The organism is Rhizobium sp. C104 (assembly GCF_022354505.1).
GTDB lineage: Bacteria > Pseudomonadota > Alphaproteobacteria > Rhizobiales > Rhizobiaceae > Rhizobium > Rhizobium redzepovicii.
The window spans coordinates 461,300-481,813 of record NZ_CP092350.1; the positions used below are offsets into that span (position 1 = coordinate 461,300).

Genomic DNA, 20,514 nt, shown 5'->3' on the forward strand with positions numbered 1-20,514 from the left:
GGCGGCACTCTCCTCACTCCTCACGGGATTGTCAACTCAGGTTGTAGGCTGTTTCAACTTCACACAGACGCTTTCGTCTGGCTGTCACATCGGCGTGAGTGATCGCCTTGTGATTTGCGGCCTCTCAAGGAATAGGCAAGGATTTGGACCATCGCAGGGAGTAGCACCATGTCCATGTCTTATCGCCGCCGGAGCCTTGCCGCGCTCCTGGCCGCCACGATTTTCTCAATCGCTGCGGGTGTTGCAAGCGCGGCCGAAGACGCTGTCGTCATCCCGCCGCCCGATGTCGACGAGGCAGCCGGACCGGGCACCGAGACCGCCATTTTCGCCGGTGGCTGTTTCTGGGGTGTCCAGGGCGTTTTCCAGCACGTCAAAGGTGTCAAGAGCGCCGTCTCCGGTTATGCCGGCGGCAAGTCTGGAACGGCACGGTATGAAACCGTCAGCACCGGCTCGACAGGTCACGCCGAATCCGTCGAGGTAACGTTCGATCCGAGCAAGGTCAGCTACGGCAAGCTGCTGCAGATCTTCTTCTCGGTGGCGCACAACCCGACGCAGCTGAATTTCCAGGGGCCGGATCAGGGAACGCAGTACCGCTCTGCGCTGTTCGTCGCCGGTCCCGAGCAGCGCAAGGTCGCCGAGCGCTATATCGGTCAGCTCGATCAGGCCCATGTCTTCGCCCAGCCGATCGTCACCAAAGTATCCGACGCCACCGGCTTTTATCCGGCCGAAGCCTATCATCAGGATTTCCTGACGCTCAATCCGACCTATCCCTATATCGTCTACAATGACCTCCCGAAAATCGAGAACTTGAAGTCGCTGTTTCCGGCCGACTACCGCAGCCAACCGGTGCTCGTGAAGGCCAAGGGCTGATTGACACGACCGCTTATAGCCCAGCGTTGGCCGGAGCGGCGGTCGCAAATCTCCAACTGCGCATTGGCGGCCCAGCGATTCAGAGTGAATCGCCGCCGTCCCGTGCGGCAATGGATGCGAACGGTGCGGTTGATGAAAGGCAAACGTTATTGGTCGCAAAGTGGGGACGACGGTTCTTCATGCCGTCGGCGCCAGAGCGGCCGTAACGGCGCTGAACCCTACAGTTTGATCATGATCGGCGGGTTGCTAATTCCCTATCCGTGAAGGGCATTGAGCAGGAAATCAGGTCACATTCCAACGAACTCCCGGTTGTCGGTGCCTCGTCGGCGCTCCCAATGCCCCTGGGGACAGTCATCGTGAACCCGTATAATACAGTAACATACTCCACAACCCCGCCAACGTCTCCCTACATCAGAGAAGCAAACGTGTCTGTGTCGTGGCCTTGGGAGTGAAATGTGGACGAAGACGTGGCCGCTGCTACGCGGCAGTTTCCGGCACATGGACTTTTCGGAAGCAAAACCCGAGTTCGCCAGGTGGGAGGCCTCGATAGATCCGATGCGTGGCGAGCGCCGTAGGATGTACGAAGAGTTGGTCGCGGCACTGGCAAAAGAAATCGAAGACGCTCTCGACGACGGCGCATTTCACTCTTTTTCTCTTAGGTGGTAGCAATGGAGCAATCAGTTCATCCAGCGGCAATCGAGCACCTGCCGATTTTCATCACTCCGCCCGGACAGACGGACTACCTTTTCGTTGTCGTCGTTGTCTTTCTGCTGGTGGCCGTGCTCGCGGTTGGAAATCTGTACTTCCAATTGCACGCCCTTCCCGAACGCAGAGCCCACCGCACGAACAAGGTGCAGATGGAGATCGTGGCCGTCCTGGCGCTCATCTCACTGTTCACCCATAACCATCTTTTCTGGATTGCCGGGCTGCTTTTGGCCTTCATTCAGATTCCCGACTTCTCCACGCCGCTTTACTCAATCGCCCAGTCCCTCGGCAAACTCTCCGGCCGCCAGGCTGAAACGACAGGCGATCCTGCTCTGATAGTGGAAGATACTGGGGAAGCAGAGCCAATACCGTCACCGTCCAAGACCAGCGTACACGGAGAGGATATCTGAATGTTTGAGTTGCTTCTCTGCTCCATACTGACGATCCTCCCCGACTATCTGTTCCGGCGCTACGGTCAGGGAAAGCGGATCGGCCGCGACATCACGCTTTATACGGTGTGGTACGAACTCCGGTGGGGTATCACAGCCTGCCTTCTTCTGACCGTTTCGCTGATCACGATGATTTTCTACTTCCATCCGTCAGCCCGGACTGCCACCGCGATATTCCGAACCGTCACGATCATGCCGGAGGCAACCGGACGTGTAGAGGAAGTTTTCATCGGGCTGAACCAGAAGGTCGAGGCCGGATCGCCACTGTTCAGGCTCGATAATTCCGAACAGCAGGCGGCGCTGGAGACGGCCCGTCGGCGCGTCGCAGAAGTCGAGGCTGGAATAAAGGTGACCCAGACCGAGCTTATAGGGGTCGATGGCCAGATCAAAGAGGCGCAAGGTGCCTACCAGACGGCGGTCGACGAATACGAGATGAAGGCGCAGCTCCTGACGAACAACGCTGTCGCCAGGCGCGAGGTCGAACGCCTGGCAACGACGATCGACGGCCGCAAGGGAGCGCTGGATGCGACGGTCGCGAAAAAGCTGACCCTGGAGACACAGATCTCCGCGCAGTTGCCAGCTCAAAGAGCAAGCGCCGAAGCGGCCCTGGCGCAGGCGCAGGTCGAACTCGACAAGACCATCGTGAGGGCCGGCGTCGCGGGTACTGTGCAACAGTTTACGCTGCGTCGCGGGGACGTCGTCAATGCAATGTTGCGTCCTGCCGGGATCCTTGTGCCAGAAGGCGCTGGACAAAGCACGCTGATCGCCGGCTTCGGCCAGATCGAAGCGCAGGTTATGAAAAAGGGGATGATCGCCGAAGCAACCTGCATCGGAAAGCCGTTTACGATCATTCCGATGGTCGTGACCGACGTGCAGGAAGTTATCGCGGCCGGACAATTGCGCGCGACGGATCAACTCATCGACGTTCAGCAGACGGCGCAGCCTGGCACCCTGACGGTCTTTCTGCAGCCACTTTATCCGGGAGGGCTCGATGGCGTGCCGCCTGGAAGCAGTTGCATCGCCAACGCCTATACCAACAATCACGACGCGCTCGCCGATCCAAACATTGGTACGGTTAGGTGGTTTGCCCTGCATATGGTCGACGCCGTTGGACTTGTACATGCGATGATTCTGCGAATTCAAGCGCTGCTCCTGCCGGTTCAGACGCTCGTTCTGTCGGGTCATTGAACGCAGAACAATACGGGGATCGTTTTCATCGGCGTCTTCAAGAAGAGACTTGGTGTGGGCGCTCGTCGGGCAGACGGATCACTGTCGTCCGTTTGGCTGTCAATCCAAAAACGTCGGCGGCGTCCTTCGCAAAGCCAACAAGAGGGACGAACGAAAGGATGGCCACAAGAAGGAAAACCGGAATGGGAAGTGCATATGCGCACTGGCGCTGAGGGAGGCGGACCGACATGTGCCGGCCGTGCAATTACGTGTATTAGAACACCACAAGCGCGCATTCTTCGAAACAACATGACCCCTTCTCCGCAGGAGACGGGAGGTTCGAAATACGCCCAGAGGGCTTAAGATTACCAAAGAATTAGTATCCACCCGGCAATGCGCTTCAGATTCTGGCCCCCAAATGGGAGAAATAATTATATCGTCCTTGTCACGCTCCCATCGAGCCGGCTGGCGTGAGATCGAGCACGATTCAGTTTTCCCCAGCCAATTTAAGAATTTATCAACGTTAACAATACGTTAATTCCAACGAATCACGTTCCGCCGCGGAACATATTGCGGAATTGCCCGTTACCATCGTGAGTTTCGCGCGGGATAGGCTCCCGCAGCGGATCCCTCTTTAGAAGTATGGGCGTAACAAGGGGACGTATCATGGCCACCAATGTCGTGCGGCGCTGGCAACGAGATGATCTCATGAAGCAGAGAGTATTGATCGTCGAAGATGAATTCCTGATCGCCCTGGATCTCGGGGCGACCGTCGAAGGCATGGGGATGCAGGTGGCGGGCCTTGCGAGCGATCGCGAGCAGGCGCTGCGGCTGGCGCCGCTTGCCGATATCGCCTTCGTCGACGTCAATCTCGCCGACGGCCCGACCGGGCCGGAGATCGGCCGGCGGCTGGCGCAAGAGCACGGCATTGCAGTGGTCTTCATGACCGGCAATCCGGAAGTTATCGCCGATGGCGTCAAAGGCGCGGTCGGCGTTGTGCAGAAGCCGGTCATGCCTTCTGTCGTTCAGCAGCTGGTGAATTATCTTGCCGCACGCCGCGTCGGCATGTTCGCGGTCGTGCCCTCGCAAATGACGGTCTTTGCCTGATCAGGCGGCTGACCGAGACCCGGTCAGCCGGCTATGGCTGCAAGCTCCGGCGGCCGGCTGGCAATATCCGCGGGCCCGCCATAGGCCTTGAGAAACGTACGGACGGCATTGCGTGCCGCCCCTTCCAGTTCTTCATCGCTGGGTGTTTCGCCGAAAAGCGTCATCATCTGCAGGTCGGCATTGCCGAGCGCCACGAACTGCCGGGCGGCGACGTCGAAATCGTCTATGACGAGCGCGCCCTTATGAGCGAGCCGTGCGAGAAGCGCGGAGAGGGCAGTGGTCAGCTTGCCCGGGCCCTGCTGGCGCCAGCTTTCGAACAGGTGCGGATAGCGCTCACCTTCCGTCTGCACCAGCTTGCGCAGGAATTTTCCGTCGTGATTGCAGATGCAGTTCTTGTTGAGGCGTACGGCAAAGGCGGTGAGCCCGTCCTCCAGATTGTCGGCCTTTTCAGGGAAGCTCGACAGCACGGAGAATAGCATGGCGTTGGCGCGGGTCATGACGTCCTCGACGACGGCGACGAACAGCGTCTCTTTTTCACGGTAGTGATTGTAGATCGTCTGGCGGGAGACGCAGGCGACGGCGGCGATCTCGTCAATGCTGGCGCCGGCAAAACCCTGGCGGCAGAAGACGTCGGCGGCGGCATCGAGGATCGACATGCGCTTGGCGCATTGCCCGCGCTGCGTATGCCCACCCATCCGGATTGCCGGTGTCATGCGATCTTTCATGACAAAGAAGATAAGGCGTCTTGACGTTTTAGACAATGGCGTCTAATTTTACATCCGTGTCCAAATTTATTGACGCGTCTGTTTCAGCTGAAGATATGAGCTCCCAACTTCGTCTTCGCGCGAACGATCATCATTGAACCCCTTAAGAGCACTGCGGCGGAGCGGCGATCCGGCGCCTTCGCCGCGCTTTACGAAAGATCACCCTTATGACGGCTTCCTTCTTTCGCATGGCCCTCATTCTCGGCCTTCTCTCGGCCATCGGGCCTTTCGCCATCGACATGTATCTTCCCGCGCTGCCCTCCATCGGCCAGGACCTGCATGCCGATAACAACGTCACCCAGCTGACACTTCTCGCTTTCTTCATCTCCTTTGCGCTTGCTCAGCTCGTCTACGGGCCGCTGTCGGATATGTGGGGCCGCAAGCTGCCGCTCTATCTCGGCATCGGCGTCTTCGCCGTGGCCTCGATCGGCTGCGCGCTCTCGACCGACATCGAAACGCTGATCGCCTTCCGCTTCGTCCAGGGCATCGGCGGCGCTGCCGGCATGGTCATCCCCCGCGCCATCGTCCGCGACATGCATACCGGCGTGCAGGCCGCGCGGCTGATGTCGCTGCTGATGCTGGTCTTTTCGATTTCGCCGATCCTGGCGCCGCTGACCGGCAGTGCCGTCATCGAATTCTACGGCTGGCGCGGCGTGTTCTGGGCGGTGACGATTGCCGCCTTCATCGGCCTTGTCTTGCTCGCCACCCAGCTTGAGGAAACCCGGCCGGCCAAGGAGCGCAGCGGCAGCGGCCTCAAGAGCGCCATGACGGCCTACCGGCTGCTGCTTTCCGATCGCAATTTTCTGACGCTGACCTTCATCGGTGGCCTTGGCATTTCGAGCTTCCTCGTCTATCTCGCCAACTCGCCCTTCGTGCTGATCCAGCACTACGGGCTGACGCCGACGCAATACAGCTTCGCCTTCTCGATCAACGCCGTCTCCTTCTTTGCGGTGTCGCAGGCGACCGGCTGGCTCGGCGAGCGTTTCGGCCTGGTGCGCGTCATGCGGATCGCGGTCAGCGCTTATGCGCTTGCGATGGTGGTGATGGCGGTGGTGATGGCCTCAGGCTTCAACCAACTGCCTGTTCTGGCGACCTTCCTGTTCATCGGCTACGGCTTTCTCGGCCTCGTCATTCCGACGAGCGCCGTGCTCGCCCTCGAGGATCACGGGGCCATCGCCGGCACTGCCTCGTCGCTGATGGGCACGCTGCATTTCGTCATCTCCGCCGTTGCCATGGTGATATCGAGCCTGTTCTTCGACGGCACCGCCGTTCCGATGGCCGCCGGCATCGCCGTCTGCGCTTTCGCAGCCTTCGTGCTGACCCAGGCAACGATCGGCCGCCGTGCCGCGGTTGCCGCCGCCGAATGATCAGGACAGGCCGCATCCGGGTTTCGGGTGCGGCCACCAATCAGGGTTGCGGCATCGGAGAAAATACCTCGCGCAATTGAATATTGACGGGCGGCGCTATCTACGTTCCGACGTAGCAATGTCATTCCGGAGAATACGCAATGGTCGATGAGAAGCGGCTGATCTCGAAAATCACCTGGAAGCTGATGCCGTTTCTCGGCGTCCTTTATCTCATCGCCTATATCGACCGGCAGAATGTCAGCTTCGCCAAGCTGCAGATGGTCGATGCGCTGGGCATGAGCGAATATGCCTACGGCCTCGGCGCTTCGCTGTTCTTCATCGGTTATTTTCTTTTCGAGGTGCCGAGCAACCTCTTCCTCGACCGGCTCGGCGCTCGCGTCTGGTTCGCCCGCATCCTGGTCTCCTGGGGCATCGTCACCGTGGCGCTCGCCTTCACGCAGAACGCGACGATGTTTTATATCCTGCGCTTCCTGCTCGGTGTGTGCGAAGCCGGCTTCTTTCCGGGCGTGCTCTATCTGCTGACGCTTTGGTTTCCTTCTGTGTATCGCGGCAGGATGGTCGGGTTGTTCATGATCTTCAGCGCCATCGCTAATGCCGTCGGCGCGCCGCTCGGCGGCGTGCTGCTTGATCTCGACGGTCTCTACGGCTTTGCCGGCTGGGAGTGGGTCTTCCTGGCGACCGGTATTCCCGCTATCATCGCCGGCATCGTCACCTTCTTCTATCTTCCCGGCCGGCCGGAAAATGCGAGCTTCCTGACCGGTGAGGAAAAGGACTGGCTCGAACGCCGGCTCGCCGCGGAAAATGCCGGCATGGGCGAACATGCCGGAAACGGCTTCAAGGCGCTGATCGACCCGCGCGTCCTGCTGATGGCGCTTTGCTATATCGCCTTTCCGCTGTCGGCCTACGGGTTGAGCTATTGGCTGCCGACCATCGTCAAGGCCTTTGGTGTCAGCAACACGGTCAACGGTTTCCTCAACATCATTCCCTGGCTGCTGGTGGCAGTGGCGCTCTATGCCGTGCCGGCCATGGCCGACAAGGCGCAATCGAAGACGCCCTATATCGTCATTCCCGCCTTCATCGGCGCCGCCTGCCTGCTGCTCTCGGCGCTGATCCCGAACCACGCCCTGCAGTTCGCCTTCCTCTGCGTGGCCGCCGCCGGGATCTTCGCGCCGCAGCCGGTGTTCTGGAGCCTGCCCTCGCGCTTCCTGAAAGGTGCGGGGGCCGCCGCTGGCCTTGCCGCCATCAATTCGGTCGGCAATCTCGGCGGTTTCGTCGCCCAGAACGTCGTGCCCTGGATCAAGGATCAGAGCGGCAGCACGATCGCGCCGATGTTCTTCCTGGCCGCCTGCCTTGCCGCCGGCGCCCTCCTGGTCTTCTTCGTCACGCGTCAGCTGTCGAGCCGGGAGCCTCCGGCGGCGCCGAGCCGGGTCTGAGGGGCTTCAGCGCGAAAGCGTGAAAGCATCGCTTTCCCCGGGAACGAGTTCCAGCGGCCAGATCCGGTTGCGGGCGCCCTGCGGATAGTGCTCGGCATAGGCCGGCATGCTGGCGAGCAGCGTTTCGCCGAGCTGGGCGCCGAGATCGCGCAGCGACATGCGGAAGGAGGTCAGCGACGGCTGCAGGAAATGCGTGCGCGGCTCCTCGCGGAAACCGACGACGGCAAGGTCGCGGCCAGGCACGATGCCGGCCTCGGCAAGCCGGCGGTAAAGCCCGATCGCCATCAACTCGTGGATCAGGATGATCGCCGTCGGCCGATCTTCGATCATCAGCAGTTCGTGGCCTGCCTGATAGCCGCCCTGTTCGCTCGACTTCACGCGGATGACGAGGGCGGGGTCGAAGGCGATACCGTGGCGTTTCAGCGCCTGACGATAACTGTCGAGGAAGATGTAGCCGAGGTTGATGTCGGAGGAGGGGGCTGCCACCGCGATCCGTCGATGGCCTTTTGCGACTAGCCGGTCGACGCCGCGGGCCGCCACACCCTCGAAATCGAGATCCATCCAGGTATAGCTGCCGCCGGACACGCTGCGGCCGAGCGCCACGAAGGGAATGCGGGCCTTTTCCAGGAGCTCGATGCGCCGGTCGGTGCGCCGCGTCGCCGAGATGATCATTGCGTCGACGAGCCGGCGCGCCACCATGCGCTTTAGATATTCGTGCGGATCCTCGTCATCGGGGCAGGGCAGCATGACCAGATCGAGCTTGTGGCGGGAAAAGACGCTCTGCAGCCCGTCGGTGACGCCGAGGAAGAAGTCGTCGCTGTTTTCGACCGTCTCGCGGCTGACCTCGAGCATCAGCCCGATGACGTTGGTCATGCCCTGGCGAAGGCTGCGGCCCGACTGGTTGGCGACATAACCGAGTTCTTCGGCAGCAGCGAGCACGCGCCGGCGCGTTTCGTCATTGACGTCGGGCTTGCCGTTCAACGCACGCGACACGGTACCGATCGAAATATCGAGATGCTCGGCGAGCTGGCGGATTCCCTTCATCTCTGGCGATCTTCTTCCCATGCAGCGCCCAGAACGGGATGATTTTAGGCACGGTTGGCCTAAAATCTGAATCCTGTTCTACATTTAAAGAATTAGAGCATGATGTCGCCCGAAAACCGCTCACACTTTTCGGCATCATGCTCTAGCGTCATGACCATTCTTGCCACAGGATGACCTCTGCGAAAAGCCATGAGGGAAGAGCTTACGGTTGGAAGCTTCGGCGGATGACCAGTTCGGGAATGACGCGCTCGTAAGCCGGCTGCGAGTTCCGGATTTTCCAGCCGCCGCTCCATCAGCGCGACGGCGCGTTGCGCCGTGATCAGCGGGTCCTGGCGGAAGGTGGTCAGCTGATAGCTCAGCCAGGCGGATTCTGGTACGTCGTCGAAGCCAATGACGGCGACTTCCTCGGGAATGCGCAATCCTGCTTCCAGGCGCACCACATCCATCAACCCGAAGGCGATCTGGTCGTTGGCGCAGAAGACGGCGTCGGGCTTGATTGTCTGCGAAAACAACGCCCGCCCGGCGGCGACGCCGCCGTCATAATCAGAATCGCCGCCGCGGGCGACGGTGACGGATGCGCCAAGCGTCTCTGCCGTCGCCAGGAAGGCGCTTTCACGCTCGACGATGGCAGGCGTTCCGGAGTTGGAGCCAATGACCGCCAGCCGCCTCCGGCCACTGTCGTAAAAGGCGGTCGCAGCCTTCCGTGAGGCTTCGGTGTTGCCGGCGCGTACCTGGTCGGCGTCGGGCTCCGACCGGCCGATGACGACGAGCGGCTGGCCGTTTCGCTGGGCGAGTTCGAGGAAACTTGCCGGCGGCGAGCCGGAGAGGATGATGATCGCCTCGGCGCGGTGACCGATCAGCATCTTCTGGGCGGCAAGCAGCTCCTCTTCCGTCTGGCCGGTGTTGACGAGGATCGGAATGCTGCCGCGGCGGATCAGCGATTTAGCAAGGGCTGCGGCCAGATGCGCGCGAAAACCGACTTCCGGCCGCGTCGCGACGATGCCGACCAGGCGGCTCTGATTGGCAAGTACGCCGCGCGCCAGATCATTGACGTGATAGCCGAGCTCTTCCGCCGCCCGCAGCACCTTTTCCCGCGTTGCCGGCGCAACGCTTGCGCCCGGCGTGAAGGTACGCGACACGGCGGAGCGCGAAACGCCCGCCCGTTGCGCTACCTGCTCGGCGCTGACAAAACGCATGCGCTCTTTTTTTGGCACTTTGCCGTCGTTCGCGGGACCATCATTCATTGGCTCTCAGCTATTGCTCGTCTCTGACAGTTGCATGACAGGCGGTGCGGCGGGCGGAATTTTTGCAGAAAAAAGCCGAGGCTGTGGAAGGCAGCCCCGGCTGAGGGTCGAGCGGTGACGACGAGTTCAACACCGCTTCAGACTTCAGATCTACTCGCAGACCCGCACGGTTTCGGCGTGGTAGCCGCCATCATAGCGGTTGCGAACATCGCGGTCTTCATACCAGCACCTCGGCTGGGGCTCGACATAGCGGGGGCTCTCTACGTAACGTGGGCCTTCATCGACGTAGCGAGGGCCACCATTCGCGATTGCGCCGCCGATCAGGCCGCCGACCACTCCTGCGGCAACGCCGCCGGCGATGATGCGGCCGGTATTATCGTGATGGTGGTGGTCACGCGCGGCAGCGGGCTGAATAGCCGATCCAACAAGGGCCGTCGCGATCAACAGGCTGCTAATAATTCTCTTCATAACGCTCTCCTCAGTGGGCACTCGCCCCGGATAAAAGGAAAATGCGGCAGCAACGCGTTTGTTCGTTCAAACTTTGCGACAGTCGGTAACGCACGTCAGGTTGCCGATTGCGTCGCCGTCGTCTCCTCCAAGACATCTTCGGGAATATCGTCGAAAGAGGCGTAATTGAGGTTGTAGAGCCTGGAGTATAGCTTGTTGTTTTTCATCAGCTGGCGATGGTCGCCGCTCTCGATGATTTCGCCGTTCTGCAGCACGATGATGCGGTCGGCCTCGCGGATCGTCGCCAGGCGATGGGCGATGACGAGGCCGGTGCGGTTTTCGAGCAGCTTCACCAGCGCCTTCTGGATCAGCATCTCGGTATAGCTGTCGATATTGGCCGTTGCCTCGTCGAGCACCAGGATCTTGGCATCCGCCACCAGCGCGCGGGCAAAACTCAAAAGCTGGCGCTGGCCGAGCGAAAGATTGCCGCCGCGTTCGCCGAGAACGCTGTCGTAACCATCGGGCAGGCGCATGATGAATTCATGGGCGCCGACCGCCTTGGCCGCCTCAATCACCTGTTCGCGCGTCGCCTCAAGCTTGTGGTAGCGGATGTTTTCGAAGACGGTGCCGGTGAACAGAAAGGGTTCCTGCAGCACCATGGCGATCTGCGCACCAAGCGAATCCTGGGTCAGATCACGCACATCGTGGCCGCCGACCAGCACCTGGCCCTGCTGCACGTCGTAGAAGCGGTGGATCAGCGACATGCAGCTCGATTTGCCCGACCCCGTCGGCCCGACCAGCGCCACCGTCTCGCCGGGATTGACCTTGAAGCTCACATGTTTCAGCACCGGATGTTTCGGATTGTAGCCGAAGACGACATCGTTGAATTCCACCGAGCCGTCCATGTCACGCGACAGGGTCTTGGCGCCGGGCGCGTCCTTGATATCGACGGGCACGTCGAGCACCTCGGTCAGCCGCTGGCCGGAGGCCATGGCGCGCTGCATCACCGAATATTGCAGGGTCAGCGAACGGATCGGGTCGAAGAAGCGCTGGATATAGAACAGGAAGGCGACAAGCACGCCGACATCGAGCGCTTGGTTGAGAACGCGGGCGCCGCCGACGACGATGACGAGCGCCATCGCCACGCCGGTCAGGCTGTCGACGATCGGCACCATCACCTGGGCATAACGCGCCGCCGTCAGATGCGTCCTGAGGTTGGCATGCGCCTTGTCGTCGTAAAGCGTGAAGTTGACGCCCTGCCGGTCCATGCTCTGGACGGCGCGCACTCCGTGGATGGCTTCGGCAAGCGCGCCATTGGCCACCGAATTGGTCTCGTGCGCGGCCATAAAGGACTTGCGGGCGAGCGGCAGCCAGAACAGCCGGACGATGAACAGCACCGGCAGCGCCGAGAGCGTCAGCAGCCCCAGCTTGAAATCGAGATAGAGCATGACGAAGACGATGCCGAAGAGCAGCACGATGTCGCCGACCGAGAGAACCGAGGTTTCGAGGAATTCCTGCATCGAATTGACGTCGCCCTGCAGGCGCGACATCAGCCGGCCCACCTCGGTCTTGTCCATGAAGGAGAGCGAGACGCGCTGGAGATGCGAAAACATCGCCCTGCGTATATCGAAGAGCACGTCTTCCGCGACGCCGCCGACCAGCGTCTCCTGCGCGTAGCTTGCCGCATAATTGATTGATATGGCGACGGCGAAGCCGGCGATCGACCAGATCAGCGCCGAAGGGCTGCCGCCCGGCGACATGCCGTGATCGATGGCGTAACGGATGATCAGCGGGATCAGCAACTGCATCATCGTGAAGGTCAGGACGGCGACGACCGACCAGGCGACCTGGCGGCGATAGGGGTGAACAAAAGCCCAGATGCGCCTGACGATATTGCCGTCGAAGGCCTTGCCGAACATCTCCTCCTCGACGCGATGCGAACCGACGACTGCCCGCGGCGGGCGACGTCCATCCTCGCGAACGTCGGGACGCTCGGTTTCCAGTTCCTCGGCCATCTCATTCCTCCTGCGGCCATGACGTCGGTGGCCTGCATCTCATTGCTTTTCCTCTTCTCCCCAGCGGGGAGAAGGTGCCCGGAGGGCGGATGAGGGGGCCGCACGGCGCGCCCTTATTTGCCCTTCGCTTCCGCTCGGCGCACTCGTCGCTATCGCTCCTCGCCCCCGCATCGCCTCGCTTGCTCGGCACTTCTCCCCGATGGGGAGAAGAGGGGAGTCACGCGCTCAACACCTCATCGCCCGGCCGCACCTGCAGGTCGTAGAGCGCCTTGTAGCGTCCGCCAAGCGCCAGCAGCGCCGCATGCGTTCCGCGTTCGACGATCCGGCCGTCTTCGACGAACAGGATCTGATCGGCATGCATCAGCGAGCTCAGGCGATGGGCGACGATGATCGTCACCCGGTCGGCGGCATAGCGGCGCATGGCGCTGCGGATGCGCTGTTCGGTGGCCGCGTCGATCGCCGCCGTCGAATCGTCGAACACCATCACCGCCGGCTTCAGCATCAGCGCGCGGGCGATCGAAAGACGCTGCCTCTGGCCGCCGGACAGCGAAACGCCGCGCTCGCCGACGACGGTGTCGTAGCCGATGGGCAGGCCGAGCACGTAATTGTGCAACTGGGCGCTTTCGCTGGCGCGTTCGATGCGGCCTTCCTTCGCCCAGGGGTCGCCATAAGCGATATTGTTTTCGATCGTCGTGGTGAAGAGGAAGGAATCCTGCTGGACGACGGCAACCGCCCGGCGCAGCGATTGCAGCTTCGCCTTGCGGATATCCTGGCCGTCAATGGTGATCTTGCCGCCGCTAACGTCGTAGAAGCGCGGGATCAGATGGGCGATGGTCGACTTGCCGCTGCCCGGAGGCCCGACGATGCCGATCGTCTGGCCGCGCCTGGCTTCGAAGGAGACATCGTGGAGCACGGTGCGTTTTTCCGAACCGGGATAGGCGAAGCTGACATTCTCGAAGCGCAGCACGCCGTCGGTCACCGCCAAATCCCTGGCATCCGGCGCATCCTTGATCGCGATGTCGAGGTCGAGCAGGTTGAAGAGGCGTGTGCCGCAGGTGGAAGCGCGGGCGAAAGCATTGACCATCAGGCCGAGCTGACGCACCGGCATCTGCAAAATGGTCATGAAGGTCAGAAAGGAGGCAAGCGTGCCGACGGTGATCTCGCCCGACATCACCTTGCCGCCGCCGACGAAGAGCACCAGGCCCATCGCCGCGAAAAAGGAAAAGGTCATGGCGCTGGTATTGGTTACACGGATGCCGACGCGCTGATGGGCGAGCGCCAGCGCGTTTTTCGACGCCGCCTCGAATTTCGACATTTCGTGGTCCTGCGCGGCAAAGGCGCGCACGACGCGGATGCCGCCGAGGTTTTCTTCCATGATGCGGGTCAGCACCGACAACCGCTCCTGCAGGTCGAGCCAGGTGGCGCGCAGCCTGAGCTGCGTCACCGAGGAGCGCCAGCCGACAAAGGGCACGAAGGAGAGCGCCAGCAGGCCGAGCACGATATCGGTCGACAGCAGCATATAGGCGCCGATGCCGATCAGGATCGACAGCAGGATCATCCGGACGAGCGCCGTGGAAAAATACATGCGCACACCTTCGAGATCGAGCAGGCCGATGGTGATCAGGTCGCCGGAATGCACGGTGTCGTGGAAGCTGTAGGATAGCCGCTGGATCTTTTCGTAACAGGCCAGCCGCAATTCGTAGCCGATGTGATGGCCGACGGCCTCGCTGTAATAGTTCTGGATCATGGTGAAGAGGCCGCGCAGCACGCTGGCGCCGAGCAGGAGCAGCGCCGTGGTCAAAAGCGCGTCCTGCGCCACCTGGCCGGCCGCGCCGCCGCTCATCGCCATCTGCGTGTGGTCGACCGCCTGGCCGAGAAGGCGGGGGATCATCAGCTGGAAGGTGGAGGCAACAAGCGTGGCGCCGATCGCAAAGCCCGATTGCCAGGGGTGACGGAAGGCCATCATGGTGATGCGCACCAATGTGAAGAGGCCTCGGCCCCAGCCTGCCGCAGTTGCAAGCGCCATCGAAGCCGAAGGCTTCGTCGCGCGTATTAACGCATCGCTGCTCACGGTATTTTTTCCAATAGATGTGTGATCGGACGCTGGCCCGAAAAGACGGCAAATCCATGAAAGGATTGATAGCACCTTCACTTTTGCCGATTCCATTTGGGGGTTCAAGTAAAGAATTCACCAACTGGTTATTTTTACGTGAGGTCCCCTCGCATCCCGAAGGGAACAATCGGCGCGCGGGTGGGTTGCGGCAGACAACCCCGTCAGGCAATCATTTCCGGAGAGAGATCATGCCGCTGAAAGCCCTCGCTCTCAATGCAACTTTGAAATCCAGCGATGCCAAGGAGCCGTCTTCGACCGACCGGATGATCGGCCTCATCGACAAGGCGCTGTCGGCCTATGACGTCAAGACGGAGGTACTGCGGCTTGCCGATTTCAACGTCAAGCCTGGCGTCACATCGGATGAGGGCAAAGGCGATGACTGGCCTGATATTCGCGCCAGGGTGCTCGCCGCCGATATCCTGATCATGGCGACGCCGATCTGGCTCGGCCAGCCTTCCAGCATCTGCAAACGGGCGCTGGAACGCATGGACGCCTTCCTCGACGAGACCGACGATCAGGGCCGCATGGCCTCTTACGGCAGGGTCGCGGTCGTCGCCGTCGTCGGCAACGAGGACGGCGCCCATCATGTGTCGGCCGAGATCTACCAGGCGCTGAACGACGTCGGCTTCACCATACCGGCCAATGCCGTCGCCTACTGGGTCGGCGAAGCGATGGGCTCCACCAATTTCGTCGATCTCGACAAGGTCCCGAAAGTCGTGACCAAAGCCGTCGATATGCTGGCCCGCAATACGGCACATCTGGCGGGCCTTCTAAAGGCTAAGCAATATCCGGGCGAGGGCGGCTGAAGCCGAAAAAACGCCTCGGTGCTTCTAAATCCCGTTATCTTTCAATGGCTTGAATCGCCACGGTAAGAAAGCTCTTGCCATGCGCGAGATTTAGCGCTTTGATACACGACTAGTTTAATAGACTATAGACCGAGCGTGATTGCTCCGCTCGGGCACTGTCGAGGCCTCCGGCTCGGACCTCGATGCTGCGGCAGATGTAAATGGCCGCATGAACCTCATCAACGCATGATCCGCTTTTATGCGTTGAAACCTCGATCGACACACGGTGCGGATGGCCGCAAAGGAGTTGCGATGACGGTTCAGGGACTTTTTTCCGCCAGAGCCAATGCGGCGGCACAGATATCGGCCGTGCCGCGTATCGCGATCGTCGGCCGCGGCTTTTCCGGCATGATGGCGGCCATCGCCTTGATGAAAACGCTGCGCGCGCCTTTCCATTTGCAGCTGTTCGATCCGAATTCGTCGGTCAGCGGCGGGCAGGCGCTGGCGTCAGCGCGGGCCTCGACAATCCTCAACACCCGCGTGCGCGATCTCTCGGTGTCAGTCGGCGACAATGACGATTTCAACGACTGGCTCTGCAGCAATGCCGCCTTCCGCGCCGCGGTGCCGGCCGCCATCCCCGGTTTCCGGCAGATCTTCGTGCCGAAGGAAATCTTCAGCGATTACGTCTATCAGCGTTTCTCGGAAGCGCTTGCCGCGCGCAGGGACATTACCGTCCAAGTCTGCAACGATCCGGTCGTGGCAATCCGCAGGAGCCATGGCAACCGCTTCCTGCTCGAGAGCGCCAATCCTGCCAATCCGCTATTCGATACGGTGATCCTTGCAACCGGCTACGGACTGAACGATCCCGATGCCGGGGAGCGGCAGGCTTCGCCGGTCAGGGCCCAGCGCCTCGTGGCACGGCCGCATGCAGTGCTGCTCGGCAGCGGCATCCGCGTCGTCGACCAGCTGCTGCAGCTGCGCGATTCCGGTTATGCCGGCCAGGTGACGATCATTTCCCGGCGCGGCTTCCTGCCTCAGAGCCATACGCCGAATTCAGCCGATCCGGTGTTTCCGGCCGAAGCGCTGCCCGAGAGCCTTCCCGACATCGTCCGCTTCATCCGCCAGGCCTGCCGCGAGGCTGAAGAAGAGGGTCGTAGCTGGCAATCTGTGATGAACGGCCTAAGGAAACATGCCCGCTCGCTTTGGCGATCGTTGCCGGCCCGCGACAAGCACCAGTTCAACCGGCATTTGCGGGCAATCTACGACAGCCATCGCAACCGCCTGCCGGAGGCGATGCACTTGCGCCTGAAACGCGAGCTTGCCGAAGGCCGCACGGTGCTGCGCCGCGGGCGGGCCGGCCGCCGAGGCATGAGCGGCCTGTTTTTCACGCCGGCCGGTTCCTCCGCCGAGGAGATCATCCATGCCGAGCGCATCATTGATTGCCGCTGTCAGGCGCCGGATCTTTCGGCGCCGCTGATCCAGAGCCTGTTTTCCGCCGGCCTTGCCATGCCGGACGAGCTCTCGCTCGGGCTGGCGGTGAACGCGCGCGGCGAGCCTTTTTTCGAGGACGGCTCGGCTATCGCCGGGCTTTTTGCCATCGGCCCGCTCGGCCTTGGCAGCTTGCCCGATATCGATCTCGTGCCGGAAATCGTCTCGCAGGCCTATGCCGCTGCCGAGCGGGTCGGTGAACGGTTCTATCCACAGGTCAAGGCGGTCTGAAAATTGAAGCCGCTTCGGAACCATCCGGCCGCCGCCGCGTTATACAGCGCTGGTGAATCAAGAGGGGCTGATGGAAGCGCTGAATCGACAAGACTCGTCTCTTAACGACGAGGGACGCTTTCGCCTTTTGGTCGATGCCATCACCGACTACGCCATCTACATGCTCAGCCCCGAAGGCATCATCACCAGCTGGAATACCGGGGCTCAGCGTTTTAAAGGTTACAAGCCTTCCGAAATTCTCGGTGAGCATTTTTCCCGTTTCTATTCGGAAGAGGACCGCGCCGCGGGCATTCCGGAGCGCGCGCTCACCACCGCGAGGGAGCAAGGCCGGTTCGAAGGGGAGGGCTGGCGCCAGCGCAAGGACGGCAGCCGCTTCTGGGCGCATGTGATCGTCGATCCGATCCGCCGCCCCTCTGGCGAACTTATCGGTTTTGCCAAGATCACGCGTGATTTGACGGAACGCCGGGCTGCTGAAAACGCAATCCGCCAGAGCGAGGAACAGTTCCGCCGGCTGGTCCAGGGCGTCTCCGACTATGCGATTTACATGCTCGATCCCGACGGCAATGTCAGCAGCTGGAATTTCGGCGCCGAGCGGATCAAGGGTTACCGGCCTGATGAAATCATCGGCCGGCATTTCTCGACCTTCTATACCCCAGAGGACCGCGCCGCCGGCGTGCCGCAGACCGCGCTGGGCATCGCCCGCGCCGAAGGGCGGTTCGAGAGGGAAGGCTGGCGCGTGCGCAAGGATGGCACTCGTTTCTGGGCGAGTATCGTCATCGACGCCATCCGCGACGATGACGGCCAAGTTCTTGGTTTCGCAAAGATCACCCGCGATATCACTGAGAAGATGGAGACTCAACGGGCGCTGGAGCAGGCACGCGAAGAGCTGTTCCAGTCGCAGAAGATGGAGGCGATCGGCCAATTGACCGGCGGTATCGCCCATGATTTCAACAATCTGCTGATGGCCGTGCTCGGCAGTCTCGAAATCCTGAAGAAACGCATGCCGCAGGATCGGTCGCTGACATCGCTTGTCGACAATGCCATGCAGGGTGCCCAGCGCGGCGCGGCGTTGACGCAACGCATGCTGGCCTTTTCCCGCCGGCAGGAACTGCATATGGAGCCGATCGACGTCTCCGGCCTGGTGCGCGGCATGATGGATATGCTGAGCCGTTCGCTCGGCCCCCTCACCAGGATCGAGACCTCCTTTCCTATCCGGCTGCCGACGATCCTTACCGATCCGAACCAGCTGGAGATGGCAATCCTCAATCTCGTCGTCAACGCCCGCGACGCCATGCCGTCCGGCGGGCGGATATTGCTTCGCGCGGCCGAGGAATCAGTGCCGCCGGGCAAGGGGCCGCTGCCGTCCGGCCGCTATGTCCGCATCGCGGTGATCGATGATGGCGAGGGCATGGATGCAAAGACGATGGAGCAGGCAATTACGCCGTTCTTCACCACCAAGGGTGTTGGCAAGGGCACCGGTCTCGGCCTTTCCATGGTGCAGGGTCTTGCCTCCCAGTCCGGAGGCCGCCTGATGCTGAAGAGCCGCCTCGGGGAAGGCACGACAGCTGAATTGTGGTTCCCGGTGGTCACGCTGGAGCAAGCGGCCGAGGTCACCGCCGACCCGGCGCAACGTGCGGAAAATACGCCACGCGGGCTGCGCATCGTCGCCGTCGATGACGATGGTCTGGTCCTGATGAATACGACGCTGATGCTGGAGGATCTCGGTCACACCGTGTTCGAGGCGATGGCAGGTCCCGAGGCGCTTGAAATCATGCGCAAGCAGCCGGTCGATCTGGTGATTTGCGACCACGCCATGCCGCGTATGACGGGTGCGGAGCTTGCCGAGGTGATCCGCGAGGAATGGCCGGAGATGCCGATCATTCTCGCAACGGGTTACGCCGAGCTCCCGGAAGGCACGCGCATTGCAAATCTGCCCCGCCTCGGCAAGCCCTTCTCGCAGGCGCAGCTCGCCGACGCGATCAGCCGGGTCGCTTCTTAGCAATTCCAGAAGTGTGAAGCGGTTTTCCGTCCGGAGTTGCGAAAAGCGAAAAAAGCTAGAGCGGCTGTGCTATGCGCGACGCTTCTGGTCGCCTCTATCCCCGTCTTGGTCGGCTCCCTCCTGGAGTTCAACCGCTGTGTCTGCCGGCGCGCTGCTCAGCAGGCGCTTCTCGGTCTCTTGCAGGTCGAGGATCGCCCGTTCGATCCGCTCAGCCGGAATGTCGCGTCCGGTGACGCGCCACCGATGATGCTGCCATAGGCCGACGAGCAGGCGTCGGCTTGGGACTTCTATCGTCTCGTGCAGGAACCATGCTCCTCCCACGGCGATGACAAGCGCGACCGCGATCAGCGACGCTTCCGGCATCAGAGATTCAAAACTCAGATGCACCAGGAACATTATCGGCACGTGGAAAAGATAGAGTGAGAAGCTGATCGTGCCTAGAAACCGCATAGGTGCAGCTGCCAGGACATGGACTGCGATGGGAGGTTGTCGAGCAACGAGCGCGACAATGACGGCTGCGGCGAAGGCGCTTTGCAGGCTCCAGAATTCGGGGAAAAACCAGGTACGAGATGCCTGTACGTGAAGAACGCCGCCAGAAGAAAGAGCGTGAAAATTCCGGTGAGGGCGGATGGTGTCCATTTATCCCCGTAGGAATGCATCTTCCCGGTAAGGGCGCCGAAAAGAAAATAGGGGAGCTTGGAAAGGAGCATGATTCCCGGCCCCGGCAAGTCGAGCAGACCATCGACGACGACGACCACAGTGAAGCCGACGATCATCCCGCGGTAGCGCTGCGGGCGGGCCAGGCAAAGCCACAGGATCGGGAAGAGCAGATAGAATTGAATTTCGGGTGGGATTGACCAGAAAACCCCACTTGAGCCCAGAAGAAAGACATGGCGGATAAAGTCGGTGCCGCCGGTGATCGGCTGGACGAAGTCTGAATTCTGCATGCCGGACAGTATCGCCACAAGCAGAACGGCAGCCAGATAAACCGGATAGATGCGGGCAAAGCGGCTGACCAGAAAATCCAGGACGTTTTCCTTGGTCACCGGGCGCGAACCGTAGAGATGGGCCATCAGAAAGCCGCTGAGGGCAAAAAACAGGCCGACCGCTTCGCTGCCCATGGTGGTCAAATGCGCGGATGCAGTTGGAAAGATAAGTCCGACATGCGCCAGAACGACCAGCAGCGCGGCGATACCGCGCAGGCCATCGAGACTGGGAATGTAATCCGGCCGGTTCATGGGCAGCTTCTAAATATTCTGTTCCGGTAAGCAGTATCGGACATCGCT

At 61.3% G+C, this 20,514-nt stretch carries 14 protein-coding genes and 2 pseudogenes; 9 read left to right on the forward strand and 7 right to left on the reverse strand.

Features of this window, described 5'->3' with window-relative positions; all coding sequences use genetic code 11:
• Nucleotides 1-168 precede the first annotated feature (168 nt).
• The 4 genes from msrA (at nt 169) to MF410_RS26620 (ending at nt 4,298) form a co-directional block, all read left to right on the forward strand.
• On the forward strand, nt 169-870 hold the full coding sequence (gene msrA, locus MF410_RS26605; RefSeq protein WP_239620518.1) for a peptide-methionine (S)-S-oxide reductase MsrA: 702 nt from the start codon (nt 169-171) through the stop codon (nt 868-870).
• A 668-nt stretch (nt 871-1,538) separates the two neighbouring features.
• Nucleotides 1,539-1,985 carry a hypothetical protein gene (locus tag MF410_RS26610; protein WP_097625660.1) on the forward strand — a complete coding sequence of 149 codons (447 nt, stop codon included), beginning with the start codon at nt 1,539-1,541 and terminating at the stop codon, nt 1,983-1,985.
• Nucleotides 1,986-3,212, forward strand: a complete 1,227-nt coding sequence (locus tag MF410_RS26615; protein ID WP_131710733.1) for a biotin/lipoyl-binding protein — start codon at nt 1,986-1,988, stop codon at nt 3,210-3,212.
• A 645-nt stretch (nt 3,213-3,857) separates the two neighbouring features.
• A complete protein-coding gene (locus MF410_RS26620; RefSeq protein WP_097625658.1) occupies nt 3,858-4,298 on the forward strand; it encodes a response regulator in 441 nt (146 codons plus the stop codon).
• Nucleotides 4,299-4,321: 23 nt separating this feature from the next.
• On the opposite strand, the gene MF410_RS26625 is transcribed toward MF410_RS26620, so the two are convergent.
• The gene (locus tag MF410_RS26625) at nt 4,322-5,059 is read right to left on the reverse strand and encodes a TetR/AcrR family transcriptional regulator (protein ID WP_097625657.1); all 738 of its coding nucleotides are present in this window, start codon (nt 5,057-5,059) and stop codon (nt 4,322-4,324) included.
• Between the two features lie 170 nt (nt 5,060-5,229).
• Between MF410_RS26625 and MF410_RS26630 the strand changes: the two genes are divergently transcribed.
• Both MF410_RS26630 and MF410_RS26635 read left to right on the forward strand, forming a co-directional pair.
• A complete protein-coding gene (locus MF410_RS26630; RefSeq protein ID WP_097625656.1) occupies nt 5,230-6,429 on the forward strand; it encodes a multidrug effflux MFS transporter in 1,200 nt (399 codons plus the stop codon).
• Nucleotides 6,430-6,569: 140 nt separating this feature from the next.
• On the forward strand, nt 6,570-7,862 hold the full coding sequence (locus tag MF410_RS26635) for an MFS transporter (RefSeq protein ID WP_131710732.1): 1,293 nt from the start codon (nt 6,570-6,572) through the stop codon (nt 7,860-7,862).
• 6 nt (nt 7,863-7,868) lie between these two features.
• Here the strand turns inward: MF410_RS26635 and MF410_RS26640 are convergent, their stop codons facing one another.
• The 5 genes and pseudogenes from MF410_RS26640 to MF410_RS26660 form a co-directional block, all read right to left on the reverse strand.
• The gene (locus MF410_RS26640; protein ID WP_097625654.1) at nt 7,869-8,906 is read right to left on the reverse strand and encodes a LacI family DNA-binding transcriptional regulator; all 1,038 of its coding nucleotides are present in this window, start codon (nt 8,904-8,906) and stop codon (nt 7,869-7,871) included.
• Nucleotides 8,907-9,108: 202 nt separating this feature from the next.
• A pseudogene (locus tag MF410_RS26645) lies at nt 9,109-10,150 on the reverse strand (LacI family DNA-binding transcriptional regulator).
• Nucleotides 10,151-10,300: 150 nt separating this feature from the next.
• A complete protein-coding gene (locus tag MF410_RS26650) occupies nt 10,301-10,618 on the reverse strand; it encodes a hypothetical protein (protein WP_097625652.1) in 318 nt (105 codons plus the stop codon).
• A 95-nt stretch (nt 10,619-10,713) separates the two neighbouring features.
• Nucleotides 10,714-12,612 (reverse strand): ABC transporter ATP-binding protein, encoded by a 1,899-nt coding sequence (locus MF410_RS26655; protein ID WP_131710731.1) that lies wholly within the window; start codon nt 12,610-12,612, stop codon nt 10,714-10,716.
• A 217-nt stretch (nt 12,613-12,829) separates the two neighbouring features.
• Nucleotides 12,830-14,791: an ABC transporter ATP-binding protein gene (locus MF410_RS26660; protein WP_239620519.1), complete on the reverse strand. Its 1,962-nt coding sequence runs from the start codon at nt 14,789-14,791 to the stop codon at nt 12,830-12,832.
• 122 nt (nt 14,792-14,913) lie between these two features.
• Between MF410_RS26660 and MF410_RS26665 the strand changes: the two genes are divergently transcribed.
• The 3 genes from MF410_RS26665 to MF410_RS26675 all read left to right on the forward strand — a co-directional run bounded on the left by MF410_RS26665 (nt 14,914) and on the right by MF410_RS26675 (nt 19,228).
• Entirely contained in the window at nt 14,914-15,531 is a 618-nt protein-coding gene (locus MF410_RS26665) for an NAD(P)H-dependent oxidoreductase (RefSeq protein WP_222134857.1), read from the forward strand.
• Between the two features lie 291 nt (nt 15,532-15,822).
• Nucleotides 15,823-17,229, forward strand: coding sequence for an FAD/NAD(P)-binding protein (locus tag MF410_RS26670; RefSeq protein WP_222134858.1), 1,407 nt, complete (start codon nt 15,823-15,825; stop codon nt 17,227-17,229).
• A 70-nt stretch (nt 17,230-17,299) separates the two neighbouring features.
• The gene (locus MF410_RS26675; RefSeq protein ID WP_131710728.1) at nt 17,300-19,228 is read left to right on the forward strand and encodes a PAS domain-containing sensor histidine kinase; all 1,929 of its coding nucleotides are present in this window, start codon (nt 17,300-17,302) and stop codon (nt 19,226-19,228) included.
• Between the two features lie 69 nt (nt 19,229-19,297).
• Here MF410_RS26675 and MF410_RS26680 read toward each other — a convergent pair.
• A pseudogene (locus tag MF410_RS26680) lies at nt 19,298-20,466 on the reverse strand (acyltransferase).
• Nucleotides 20,467-20,514: the final 48 nt, after the last annotated feature.

Bases quoted from the DNA above. Each gene is read 5' to 3' on its own strand.
- msrA (WP_239620518.1), top strand. From the start codon at position 169: ATGTCCATGTCTTATCGCCGCCGGAGCCTTGCCGCGCTCCTGGCCGCC.
- MF410_RS26610 (WP_097625660.1), top strand. From the start codon at position 1,539: ATGGAGCAATCAGTTCATCCAGCGGCAATCGAGCACCTGCCGATTTTC.
- MF410_RS26615 (WP_131710733.1), top strand. From the start codon at position 1,986: ATGTTTGAGTTGCTTCTCTGCTCCATACTGACGATCCTCCCCGACTAT.
- MF410_RS26620 (WP_097625658.1), top strand. From the start codon at position 3,858: ATGGCCACCAATGTCGTGCGGCGCTGGCAACGAGATGATCTCATGAAG.
- MF410_RS26630 (WP_097625656.1), top strand. From the start codon at position 5,230: ATGACGGCTTCCTTCTTTCGCATGGCCCTCATTCTCGGCCTTCTCTCG.
- MF410_RS26635 (WP_131710732.1), top strand. From the start codon at position 6,570: ATGGTCGATGAGAAGCGGCTGATCTCGAAAATCACCTGGAAGCTGATG.
- MF410_RS26640 (WP_097625654.1), bottom strand. From the start codon at position 8,906: ATGAAGGGAATCCGCCAGCTCGCCGAGCATCTCGATATTTCGATCGGT.
- MF410_RS26650 (WP_097625652.1), bottom strand. From the start codon at position 10,618: ATGAAGAGAATTATTAGCAGCCTGTTGATCGCGACGGCCCTTGTTGGA.
- MF410_RS26655 (WP_131710731.1), bottom strand. From the start codon at position 12,612: ATGGCCGAGGAACTGGAAACCGAGCGTCCCGACGTTCGCGAGGATGGA.
- MF410_RS26665 (WP_222134857.1), top strand. From the start codon at position 14,914: ATGCCGCTGAAAGCCCTCGCTCTCAATGCAACTTTGAAATCCAGCGAT.
- MF410_RS26670 (WP_222134858.1), top strand. From the start codon at position 15,823: ATGACGGTTCAGGGACTTTTTTCCGCCAGAGCCAATGCGGCGGCACAG.
- MF410_RS26675 (WP_131710728.1), top strand. From the start codon at position 17,300: ATGGAAGCGCTGAATCGACAAGACTCGTCTCTTAACGACGAGGGACGC.